10 protein-coding genes and 1 tRNA gene are annotated in these 11,453 nt (G+C 70.5%); 3 read left to right on the top strand and 8 right to left on the bottom strand.

What is annotated here, in order from left to right; translation table 11 throughout:
• Window positions 1-214: 214 nt before the first annotated feature.
• Window positions 215-886, bottom strand: coding sequence for a TetR/AcrR family transcriptional regulator (locus OG490_RS14840; protein WP_330300930.1), 672 nt, complete (start codon window positions 884-886; stop codon window positions 215-217).
• Entirely contained in the window at window positions 886-1,866 is a 981-nt protein-coding gene (locus tag OG490_RS14835; RefSeq protein ID WP_330296758.1) for an acyl-CoA desaturase, read from the bottom strand. Before OG490_RS14835 ends, OG490_RS14840 begins: the two co-directional genes overlap by 1 nt.
• Before the next feature lie 364 nt (window positions 1,867-2,230).
• Here OG490_RS14835 and ppc point away from each other — a divergent pair, with 364 nt between their 5' ends.
• Complete coding sequence (gene ppc / locus OG490_RS14830) at window positions 2,231-4,996, top strand: phosphoenolpyruvate carboxylase (RefSeq protein ID WP_443065816.1); 2,766 nt, start codon at window positions 2,231-2,233, stop codon at window positions 4,994-4,996.
• A gap of 100 nt (window positions 4,997-5,096) precedes the next feature.
• Here ppc and pth read toward each other — a convergent pair whose 3' ends face one another.
• The 5 genes from pth to OG490_RS14805 form a co-directional block, all read right to left on the bottom strand.
• Entirely contained in the window at window positions 5,097-5,687 is a 591-nt protein-coding gene (gene pth / locus OG490_RS14825) for an aminoacyl-tRNA hydrolase (RefSeq protein ID WP_330296757.1), read from the bottom strand.
• Between the two features lie 91 nt (window positions 5,688-5,778).
• On the bottom strand, window positions 5,779-6,354 hold the full coding sequence (locus tag OG490_RS14820) for a 50S ribosomal protein L25/general stress protein Ctc (protein ID WP_330296756.1): 576 nt from the start codon (window positions 6,352-6,354) through the stop codon (window positions 5,779-5,781).
• Window positions 6,355-6,548: 194 nt separating this feature from the next.
• Entirely contained in the window at window positions 6,549-7,526 is a 978-nt protein-coding gene (locus OG490_RS14815) for a ribose-phosphate diphosphokinase (protein WP_215025702.1), read from the bottom strand.
• Window positions 7,527-7,659: 133 nt separating this feature from the next.
• Window positions 7,660-9,105, bottom strand: coding sequence for a bifunctional UDP-N-acetylglucosamine diphosphorylase/glucosamine-1-phosphate N-acetyltransferase GlmU (gene glmU, locus OG490_RS14810; RefSeq protein WP_330296755.1), 1,446 nt, complete (start codon window positions 9,103-9,105; stop codon window positions 7,660-7,662).
• Window positions 9,106-9,215: 110 nt separating this feature from the next.
• Window positions 9,216-9,287, bottom strand: a tRNA-Gln gene (locus OG490_RS14805).
• A 206-nt stretch (window positions 9,288-9,493) separates the two neighbouring features.
• On the opposite strand from OG490_RS14805, the gene OG490_RS14800 reads away from it, so the two are divergent.
• Together OG490_RS14800 and OG490_RS14795 are read left to right on the top strand one after the other, a co-directional pair.
• A complete protein-coding gene (locus tag OG490_RS14800; protein ID WP_330296754.1) occupies window positions 9,494-10,750 on the top strand; it encodes a sensor histidine kinase in 1,257 nt (418 codons plus the stop codon).
• 4 nt (window positions 10,751-10,754) lie between these two features.
• On the top strand, window positions 10,755-10,943 hold the full coding sequence (locus tag OG490_RS14795) for a hypothetical protein (protein WP_330296753.1): 189 nt from the start codon (window positions 10,755-10,757) through the stop codon (window positions 10,941-10,943).
• Here OG490_RS14795 and OG490_RS14790 read toward each other — a convergent pair.
• Window positions 10,940-11,449 (bottom strand): SUKH-3 domain-containing protein, encoded by a 510-nt coding sequence (locus OG490_RS14790; RefSeq protein ID WP_330296752.1) that lies wholly within the window; start codon window positions 11,447-11,449, stop codon window positions 10,940-10,942. The genes OG490_RS14795 and OG490_RS14790 overlap by 4 nt on opposite strands.
• Between the last annotated feature and the right edge of the window lie 4 nt (window positions 11,450-11,453).

The following is an 11,453-nucleotide window of genomic DNA, read 5'->3' as shown; positions in this document are numbered from 1 at the left end:
GGAGGCGCAGCACATTGCACGGGGATTTGCCATTCCCCCCCGGGAAGTAACCGAAGAGTACATCTGTGACGGGAGTGGCAGAAGCAATTTTCCCGAGGATTTTGATCGCGTTCAGAACCGGCTTCCGGAAATGCCGGTGCCCGGGCCGCCGGGACCCGGGCACCCACACGGTTCCACCGCGCTCTCGGCTCGACGCAAACACCAAACGTCCAGCTCAGCTCTTGCGGTGGCCCACCAGCCGCGGCTTCGCCTCCAGGTTCTCCAGGCCGTGCCAGGCCAGGTTCACCAGGTGCGCCGCCACCTCCGCCTTCTTCGGGCGGCGCGTCTCCAGCCACCACTGACCGGTCAGCGCCACCATCCCCACCAGCGCCTGCGCGTACAGCGGGGCCAGCTTCGGGTCGAAGCCGCGGGCCTTGAACTCCAGGCCCAGGATGTCCTCGACCTGCGTGGCGATATCGCTGATCAGCGAGGCGAAGGTGCCCGTCGACTGGGCGACCGGGGAGTCCCGGACCAGGATCCGGAAGCCGTCCGTGTAGTTCTCGATGTAGTCCAGCAGCGCGAACGCCGCCTGTTCCAGGAGCTCCCGGGGATGCCCGGCCGTCAGCGCCCCCGTCACCCCGTCCAGCAGCTGGCGCATCTCCCGGTCCACGACGACCGCGTAGAGGCCCTCCTTGCCGCCGAAGTGCTCGTAGACCACCGGCTTGGACACCCCGGCCTTGGCCGCGATCTCCTCCACCGACGTGCCCTCGAAGCCCTTCTCGGCGAACAGGGTGCGGCCGATGTCCAGCAGTTGCTGGCGCCGCTCCGCGCCCGTCATCCGGACCCGGCGGGACCGCCTGGGCTTGTCGCTGCTGGAACTGCTGCCGTCGATCGCCACGCCCCCCATCATGCCGCGTTCGACGTCTCTTCCTTGCGCCGGGCGTCGATGCGCTCCTCGGACGGCCAGCGCACGTCGGACGCCCATCCCAGCTGTTCGAACCAACGGATCAGCCGCGCACTGGAGTCGACCTGTCCGCGCAGCACGCCGTGCCGGGCCGAGGTCGGATCCGCGTGGTGCAGGTTGTGCCAGGACTCGCCGCAGGACAGCACGGCTAGCCACCAGACGTTCCCGGAACGGTCACGGGACTTGAACGGGCGCTTGCCCACGGCGTGACAGATCGAGTTGATCGACCACGTCACGTGGTGCAGGAGCGCGACCCGCACCAGAGAGCCCCAGAAGAACGCCGTGAACGCCCCCCACCACGACATGGTCACCAGACCGCCCACGACCGGCGGGATCGCCAGCGAGAAGATCGTCCACCAGACGAAGTCGCGCGAGATGCGGCGGATCGCCGGGTCCTTGATCAGGTCCGGGGCGTACTTCTGCTGGTTGGTCTGCTCCTCGTCGAAGAGCCACCCGATGTGCGCCCACCACAGCCCCTTCATCAGGGCCGGCACCGTCTCGCCGAACCGCCACGGCGAATGCGGGTCGCCCTCGTGGTCGGAGTACTTGTGGTGCTTGCGGTGATCGGCCACCCAGCGCACCAGCGGCCCCTCCACCGCCATCGACCCCATGACCGCCAGCGCGATCCGCAGCGGCCGCTTCGCCTTGAAGGAACCGTGCGTGAAGTAGCGGTGGAAGCCGATGGTGATGCCGTGGCAGGCCAGGAAGTACATGAAGACCATCAGGCCCACGTCCAGCCAGCTCACCCCCCAGCCCCAGGCCAGCGGGATCGCACCCAGCAGGGCGACGAAGGGAACGGTGATGAACAGCAGCAGCGCCAGCTGCTCGACGGACCTCTTGTTCTCACCGCCGAGGGTCGCGGAGGGAGCGGACGCGTCGGAGGGCGCCGAGGCGTCCTCGATCACGTCGGGACTGATGGTCATGGGGTCCCCTGAGGGTGAGGAGTCGGCAGGCGCGCCGCCCGGCCACGATCCCTACGGACCCGTAACCTACGGCAACGTAAGTATGGCAAAGGTCCCGCGCGCGGCAAGGGGAGCGCGCCCGCCGCCGTGTCCTCGGACCCGGCGCCCCGGGCCCATCGGCCCCTCTCGCCCCACCGTCACCGCGGTGCCGTCCCGCCTGATGACACATATACCGAGGCACGAGGACGGGCCACCTATCCTGGTGACGTCGGACAGCGCGGTCCGCACGGGCAGCCCGAGCTGCGCATCAGGAAGCGGCGAAGCCGCGCGCAGTCCCGGAGCCCACCTCCCAGTAGCGCTCGAAACACTGCAAGGAGCCGCACCTGTGAGCAGTGCCGACCAGGCCCCCTCCACCGAGGCCCTCTCGAACACCGCCGTCGCAGCCGCCAACGCCGAGCTGCGCGCCGACATCCGCCGCCTCGGCGACCTCCTCGGCGAGACGCTCGTACGCCAGGAGGGCCAAGACCTCCTCGACCTGGTCGAACGCGTCCGGGCCCTCACCCGCACCGACGGCATCGCCGCTGCCGCGCTGCTCGGCGACACCGACCTGGAGACCGCCGCCAAGCTGGTGCGCGCCTTCTCCACCTACTTCCACCTCGCCAACGTCACCGAGCAGGTGCACCGCGGCAAGGAGCTGCGCGCCCACCGCGCCGCCGAAGGCGGGCTGCTGGCCCGCACGGCCGACATGCTCAAGGACGCCGACCCCGAGCACCTGCGCGAGACGGTCAAGAACCTCAACGTCCGCCCGGTCTTCACCGCGCACCCCACCGAGGCCGCCCGCCGCAGCGTCCTGAACAAGCTGCGCCGCATCGCCGCGCTGCTCGAGGAGCCCGTCGCGGGCGCCGGCGAGCGCCGCCGCCACGACCTGCGCCTCGCCGAGAACATCGACCTCGTCTGGCAGACCGACGAGCTGCGCGTGGTCCGCCCCGAGCCCGCCGACGAGGCCCGCAACGCCATCTACTACCTCGACGAGCTGCACGCCGGCGCCGTGGGCGACGTACTCGAGGACCTGGCCGCCGAGCTCCAGCGCGTCGGCATCGAGATCCCCGCCGGCACCCGCCCCCTCACCTTCGGCACCTGGATCGGCGGCGACCGCGACGGCAACCCCAACGTCACCCCCGAGGTGACCCGGGACGTGCTGATCCTCCAGCACGAGCACGGCATCACCGACGCACTGGAACTCATCGACTTCCTGCGCGGACTGCTGTCGAACTCCATCCGCTACACCGGCGCCACCGAGGAACTCCTCACCTCCCTCCAGGCCGACCTGGAGCGCCTCCCCGAGATCAGCCCGCGCTACAAGCGGCTGAACGCCGAGGAGCCGTACCGCCTCAAGGCCACCTGCATCCGCCAGAAGCTCGTCAACACCCGCGAGCGCCTCGCCAAGGGCACCCCCCACGAGGAAGGCCGCGACTACCTCGGCACCGCCGAGCTGCTCACCGACCTCACCCTCATCCAGACCTCCCTGCGCGAACACCGCGGCGCGCTCTTCGCCGACGGCCGCATGGACCGCACCATCCGCACGCTGGCCGCCTTCGGCCTCCAGCTCGCCACCATGGACGTACGCGAGCACGCGGACGCCCACCACCACGCCCTGGGCCAGCTCTTCGACCGCCTCGGCGAGGAATCCTGGCGCTACGCCGACATGCCCCGCGACTACCGCGGCAAGCTGCTGGCCAAGGAGCTCCGCTCGCGCCGTCCGCTGGCGCCCACCCCGGCCCCGCTCGACGCCGCCGGACAAAAGACGCTGGGCGTCTTCGGCGCCATCAAGGACGCCTTCGAGAAGTTCGGCCCCGAGGTCATCGAGTCCTACATCATCTCGATGTGCCAGGGCGCCGACGACGTCTTCGCCGCGGCCGTCCTGGCCCGCGAAGCCGGCCTCATCGACCTGCACGGCGGCTGGGCCAAGATCGGGATCGTCCCGCTCCTGGAGACCACCGACGAGCTCAAGGCCGCCGACGTCATCCTCGACGAGATGCTGGCCGACCCCTCCTACCGGCGCCTGGTCTCCCTGCGCGGCGACGTCCAGGAGGTCATGCTCGGCTACTCCGACTCCTCCAAGTTCGGCGGCATCACCACCTCCCAGTGGGAGATCCACCGCGCCCAGCGCCGGCTGCGCGACGTGGCCCACCGCTACGGCGTCCGCCTGCGCCTCTTCCACGGCCGCGGCGGCACCGTCGGCCGCGGCGGCGGCCCCTCGCACGACGCGATCCTCGCGCAGCCCTGGGGCACGCTCGAGGGCGAGATCAAGGTCACCGAGCAGGGCGAGGTCATCTCCGACAAGTACCTCGTGCCTTCGCTGGCCCGCGAGAACCTGGAGCTGACCGTCGCGGCCACCCTCCAGGCCTCCGCCCTGCACACCGGGCCCCGGCAGTCCGACGAGGACCTGGCCCGCTGGGACGAGGCCATGGACACCGTCTCGGACGCGGCGCACAACGCCTACCGCGCGCTCGTCGAGGACCCGGACCTGCCGGCGTACTTCTTCGCCGCCACCCCCGTCGACCAGCTCGCCGACCTGCACCTGGGCTCGCGCCCCTCGCGCCGCCCCGACTCGGGCGCGGGCCTCGACGGCCTGCGCGCCATCCCGTGGGTCTTCGGCTGGACCCAGTCCCGCCAGATCGTCCCCGGCTGGTACGGGGTCGGCTCGGGCCTCAAGGCCCTGCGCGAGGCCGGCCAGGGCGACGCGCTGACCGAGATGGGCGAGCGCTGGCACTTCTTCCGCAACTTCCTCTCCAACGTCGAGATGACGCTGGCCAAGACGGACCTGCGGATCGCCCGCCACTACGTCGACACCCTCGTGCCCGAGGACCTCAAGCACGTCTTCGCCCGCATCGAGGCCGAGCACGAGCTCACCGTCCGCGAGGTCCTGCGGATCACCGGGGGCGAGAAGCTCCTCGACTCCAACCCGGTCCTCCAGCAGACCTTCTCGGTCCGCGACGCCTACCTGGACCCGATCTCCTACCTCCAGGTCTCCCTGCTGGCCCGCCAGCGGGCGGCAGCCGAGCGCGGCGAGGAGGCGGACCCGATCCTGTCGCGGGCCCTGCTCCTGACCGTCAACGGTGTCGCGGCGGGCCTGCGCAACACCGGCTGAGGTTTCGTACGGCATGACAGAGGGGCCCGCACACCGTCCGGTGTGCGGGCCCCTCTGCGTCATGTCCGCTAGCTGTTGGCCGCGCTAACTGTTGGCGGTGCTAGCTGTTGTACGTGGACTGCGCCCGCTCCAGCCCCTCCTGGATCAGGCACTCCACGGCGTCCGCCGACCGGTCGACGAACCAGTCGAGCTCCTTGCGCTCCGTGGAAGAGAAGTCCTTCAGCACGAAGTCCGCGACCTCCATACGGCCCGGCGGGCGGCCGATGCCGCAGCGGACCCGGTGGTAGTCCGGGCCCATGGACTTCGTCATCGACTTCAGGCCGTTGTGGCCGTTGTCCCCGCCGCCCAGCTTCAGGCGCAGCGTCGGGTAGTCGATGTCCAGCTCGTCGTGGACCGCGATGATCCGGTCGAGCGGAACCTTGTAGAAGTCCCGCAGCGCCGTCACCGGGCCGCCGGACAGGTTCATGAACGACATGGGCTTGGCCAGCACCACCCGCCGGTTCAGAGGTCCGGGCGGGCCCATCCGGCCCTCCACCACCTGTGCGCGGGCCTTGTGCGCCTTGAACTTCCCGCGCATCCGCTCCGCCAGCAGGTCGGCCACCATGAAACCGATGTTGTGGCGGTTGCCCGCGTACTCCGCACCCGGGTTCCCGAGCCCCACGATCAGCCAGGGCGCCGCGTCGTCCGACATCAAAAGCTCCTTATACGAAGACGACCGCCGTCCCGCTCCAGTGGAGCCGGACGGCGGTCGTTCAGCAAGTGCTGAGGGGGAGAGGCGAGACTCAGGCCTCGGAGCCCGCGGCAGCCGGCTCCTCGCCCTGCGGGGCGACGACCTGGAGGACGGCGAGGTCGCCGTCGACGGCCAGCGTGGTGCCGGCCGGCAGGACCAGGTCCGCGGCGGTGATGGTGGCGCCGGCCTCGAGGCCCGCGATGGAGACGGTGACCTCGGTCGGGATGTTGGTGGCCTCGGCCTCGACGGAGATCGTGTTCTGGAGGGTCTCCAGCATGTTGTTGCCCGCGGCCAGGTCGCCCTCGGTGACGATCGCGACGTCGACGGTGACCTTCTCGCCCTTCTTGACGATCAGGAAGTCGACGTGGGAGATCGAGCGCTTCAGCGGGTGCTTCTGCACGGCCTTCGGGATGACCAGCTCGGTGCCGCCACCCGCGATGTCCAGGGAGATCAGGACGTTGGCGGTGCGGAGCGCCAGCTGCAGGCCGTGGGCCTCGACGTTGACGTGCTTCGGCTCGGTGCCGTGGCCGTAGATGACGGCGGGAACCAGGGCGTCACGACGGGCCTGGCGGGCAGAGCCCTTGCCGAAGGTGTCGCGGACCTGGGCGGAAAGCTTGATCTCGGACATGCTCACTCCTCGTGGGGTGACGGAAATGGACAACGGTCACCCGGCCGGAACACGGCCTGCTACGAAGAGCGCGTCGATAACGGAGCACCGGAACCCGTTCGAAAACAGGTACGGCCTCCCTCGCCGAGCAACTCAAGGAGTGTACCCGGCGGGGAGGCCGTACCCAAAAAGGATCTAGCGCTGAGCGGTGGAGCCTACTGCTGCTCTTCGAACAGGCTGGTGACCGAGCCGTCCTCGAAGACCTCGCGCACCGCGCGGGCGATCATCGGGGCGATGGACAGCACCGTGATCTTGTCGAGCTCCAGGTCGGACGGGTCCGGCAGGGTGTTCGTGAACACGAACTCGCTGACCTTGGAGTTCTTCAGGCGGTCGGCGGCCGGGCCCGACAGGATGCCGTGCGTGGCCGTCACGATGACGTCCTCCGCGCCGTGCGCGAAGAGCGCGTCGGCGGCGGCGCAGATGGTGCCACCCGTGTCGATCATGTCGTCGACCAGGACGCAGACGCGGCCCTTGACCTCACCGACGACCTCGTGGACGGTCACCTGGTTGGCGACGTCCTTGTCGCGGCGCTTGTGGACGATCGCCAGCGGCGCGTCCAGGCGGTCGCACCAGCGGTCGGCCACGCGCACGCGGCCGGCGTCCGGGGAGACGATCGTCAGCTTGGCGCGGTCCACCTTGGCACCGACGTAGTCCGCGAGGACCGACAGGGCCGAAAGGTGGTCGACCGGGCCGTCGAAGAAGCCCTGGATCTGGTCCGTGTGCAGGTCGACCGTCAGGATGCGGTCGGCGCCCGCGGTCTTGAGCAGGTCGGCGACCAGACGGGCCGAGATCGGCTCGCGGCCCTTGTGCTTCTTGTCCTGGCGGGCGTACCCGTAGGACGGGACGATCACGGTGATGGAGCGTGCCGACGCGCGCTTGAGCGCGTCGATCATGATCAGCTGCTCCATGATCCACTTGTTGATCGGAGCCGTGTGGCTCTGGATCAGGAAGCAGTCCGCGCCGCGGGCGGACTCCTGGAAGCGGACGTAGATCTCGCCGTTCGCGAAGTCGAAAGCCTTGGTCGGCACGAGGCCGACACCGAGCTGGTGCGCGACCTCCTCGGCCAGCTCGGGGTGGGCGCGGCCGGAGAAGAGCATCAACTTCTTCTCGCCGGTCGTCTTGATCCCGGTCACAGCACAGTCTCCTCAGACGTGGGAAAGCTGCTCGCCCCCGTGTGCGTCCGTCCCGCACACGGTGAGCCAGCCGAATTGCGTGCACCTATCACGGTACGCCGTCTCGGGCGTAGCCGTTTCCGGTCAGTTCACCTCAGCGTTCGTCGGAGTCCTCTTGGACCGCCGACTGAGCCGCTGTCGCGGCGGCACTTCCCGGACGCTTGCGGGCCACCCAGCCCTCGATATTCCGCTGCTGGCCACGGGCCACGGCCAGCGCACCGGGCGGCACATCCTTGGTGATCACGGACCCGGCGGCCGTGTAGGCGCCGTCCCCGATGGTGACGGGAGCCACAAACATGTTGTCCGAACCCGTCTTGCAGTGTGAGCCGACGGTCGTGTGGTGCTTGTGTTCGCCGTCGTAGTTCACGAATACGCTGGCCGCGCCGATGTTCGTGTACTCGCCGATCGTCGCGTCGCCGACGTACGAGAGGTGCGGGACCTTGGTGCCCTCGCCGATCGTGGCGTTCTTCATCTCCACGTACGTGCCGGCCTTGGCCTTCGCGCCCAGGTTCGTGCCCGGACGCAGGTAGGCGAACGGGCCGACGGTCGCCGACTCGCCGACGACGGCGGTGTCCGCCACCGTGTTGTCCACACGGGCCCGCGGGCCGACGTGGGTGTCCGTCAGGCGGCTGTTCGGGCCGACCTCGGCCTCTTCGGCGATGTGGGTGGTGCCCAGGAGCTGGGTGCCCGGGTGGACGACGGCGTCGCGGCCGAAGGTCACGGTCACGTCGACGAGCGTGCTCGCCGGGTCGACGATCGTCACGCCGGCGAGCATCGCGCGCTCCAGCAGGCGGGCGTTGAGCAGCGCGCGGGCCTCGGCGAGCTGGACCCGGTTGTTGATCCCGAGGATCTGCCGGTGGTCCGCGCCCACGGCGGCGCCGACGCGGTGGCCGGCCTCGCGCAGGATGCCGAGCACGTCGGTGAGGTACTCCTCGCCCTGGCTGTTGTCGGTGCGGACCTTGCCGAGGGCGTCCGCGAGGAGGGCGCCGTCGAAGGCGAAGACCCCGGAGTTGATCTCGCGGATCGCCCGCTGGGCGTCGGTGGCGTCCTTGTGCTCGACGATGGCGGTGACCGCCCCGTCGGCGCCGCGGATGATGCGGCCGTAGCCGGTGGAGTCCGGCACCTCGGCGGTCAGCACGGTGACGGCGTTGCCGTCGGCCTCGTGCGTCGCCGTCAGTGCGGCCAGGGTCTCGCCGGTCAGCAGCGGGGTGTCGCCGCAGACGACGACCACGGTGCCGGCGGGCTCGCCGCCCAGCTCCTCGAGGGCCATCCGGACGGCGTGCCCGGTGCCGTTCTGCTCGTACTGGACCGCGGTGCGGACGTCGGCGTCGATGGCGGCGAGGTGCGCGGTGACCTGCTCGCGGGCGTGGCCGACGACCACGACGAGATGGGTGGGGTCCAGCTCGCGGGAGGCGGCGACTACGTGACCGACGAGCGAGCGCCCGCTGATCTCGTGCAGAACCTTGGGTGTGGCCGACTTCATGCGGGTGCCTTCACCCGCTGCGAGTACGACGACGGCTGCCGGGCGGTTGGCGCTCACGGGTGTGCCCTTCGGCTTCGGGTGGTGGACCCGTGAAGGATACCGGTGGGTCAGGATCCGGAAACGAGGCCGGGTCCCGACTGGAGAAGTCGGGACCCGGACCGGCGCAGCTCCCCCGTCAGGACTCGAACCCGAACTTAAGGCACCAAAAGCCTCAGTGCTGCCAATTACACCACAGGGGAGTGCATTTCAACCAAATCAGACATTACGTCCTCGTGGTTGATTTGACGGCTCCTACTATGCCGCACCAGGCGCCTCCAATGCGACGGTACAAATCGGAGCCCCCGAGGACACGTACCGAGAGGCAACCCCGGTACGTGTCGCCCACGTTCCTCCGGTCGGAATTTCGGTCGGCAGTGGGGCGGGAGCCCTGCGTACGCTGGACCGCATGACCAGTACGGGGGATGTCGTGGAAGGCCGCGCTGGGCCGCCTTTGTGGTGGGCGCGGCGGCGGGACGCCGTGGGGGACGTGGTGCTCGGCGGGGTGTCCGCCGTCGAGTGCGCCTGGGAAGGGGTCGGGTTCGCGCACGAGGCGGGGATCCCGGTCGTGCTCGGGGTGCTGTTCGGATTGCTGATCGGGGCCACGCTCGTGCTGCGGCGGCGCTGGCCGATCGCCGTGGTGCTGGTCGGGATCGCCGTGTCGCCCGCGGCCATGGGGTTCCTGCTCGGCGTGGTCGGGCTGTACACCCTCGCCACCTCCGAGGTGCCCCGGCGGATCACCGCGACCCTGGCGTCGATGTCGCTGGCCGCGACCTTCGTGGTGATGTACATGCGGACCCGCGGGGACGAGGGGGCCAGTCACACCCTCGTCATCGTGCTGTCCGTGTTCGTGGCGGTGGCGCTGACCGTGCCTCCGGTACTGCTCGGGCTGTACACGGCGGCCCGCAGACGGCTGATGGAGAGCCTGCACGAACGCGCGGACTCGCTGGAGCGGGAGCTGTCGCTGCTCGCGGACCGGGCGGAGGAACGGGCCGAGTGGGCCCGTACGGAGGAACGGACGCGGATCGCCCGCGAGATGCACGACGTGGTCGCGCACCGGGTGTCGCTGATGGTGGTGCACGCGGCGGCGCTGCAGGCGATCGCCCTCAAGGACCCGGCGAAGGCCGTGAAGAACGCCGCGCTGGTCGGGGACATGGGGCGCCAGGCGCTGACCGAACTGCGCGAGATGCTCGGGGTGCTGCGCGCGGAGGCGCCGAAGCCGGTGGCCGTGACCGCGCCCCTGGCCCTGGTGGGCGGCTTCGAGGACGGGCCGACGCTGGCGGAGCTGGAGGGGCTGGTCGGGCAGTCGCGGGCGGCCGGGATGACCGTGGAGCTGGACGTGCGGGGCGAGTGCGCGGCCGCGTACGCGGCGGAGGTGGAGCAGACGGCCTACCGGGTGGTCCAGGAGGCACTGACCAACTGCCACAAGCACGCTCCGGGCGCGCGGGTCGTCGTACGCCTCGCGCACCGGGCGGGCGAGGTGGCCATGCAGGTGGAGAACGGCCCGTGCGACGGCAAGGCCGCCGAACCGGGACTGCCGAGCGGCGGCAACGGCCTGGTCGGCATGCGGGAGCGGGTGCTCGGGCTGGGCGGGGTCTTCGTGTCCGGCCCGACGGACGAGGGCGGCTTCAAGGTCTCGGCGGTCCTGCCGAGCGACAGGGGGTAGCGGGATGGTCTGGGATCCGGTGGCGGAGCTGACGGACGAGCGTGGCCATGACGCCGCCGCCGGGGTCCGGGAGTTCCAGGCCTACCTCGCCGGCGGCCTCGCGGCCGATCTGCGGGCGTACCTCTTCCGGCTGGAGGAGGGCCGGGATCCGGAAGCCGGGGAGCGGCTTCCGGAGCTGGGCGAGGGCGGCTAGGCCGTTGTCAGGCGGGTCGGCTGGAGGCCGGTCAGGAGGAGGGTGAGGGCCTCGTCGAGGCCGGCTCCGAGGTACCAGTCGCCGGTGTGGTCCACGCAGTAGACCCGGCCCTCGCGGTCGAGGGCGAGGTGGGACGTTCCGTCGGCCTCGACGCCCAGCGGGCAGAGCTGGGTGGACAGGGCGCGGCCGAGGTCCGCGAAGGTGCGGGCCAGGTGGAGGCCCGTGAGGGGGTCCAGGCGGATCGCGGTGGGGGCGATCTGGCGGCCGGGGCCCGGGGCGGTGACGGTGAGGTTCCCGAACTCCGCCCAGGCTTCGACGGCCGCCGGGAAGACGGTGTGGCGGTGCCCGGCGGGGGTGGTGTGGTCGCGCAGGGCGTCGGCCCAGTACTCGGCCTGCTTGATGTCCCAGCGGCCGGGCTCCCAGCCGGCGGAGCGCAGGGCGGAGTCCACGGCGACCGGGAAGCGGGCGGCCGAGGAGCGGTCGTAGGAAGCGGAGGTGGCGGTCATGGTG

Origin of the sequence: Streptomyces sp. NBC_00503 (genome assembly GCF_036346895.1) — a bacterium.
In the GTDB taxonomy this organism is placed as follows: Bacteria; Actinomycetota; Actinomycetes; order Streptomycetales; family Streptomycetaceae; genus Streptomyces.
The sequence above is the reverse complement of the archived record's forward strand: the minus strand, read 5'-3'. Positions and strand labels throughout refer to the sequence as shown.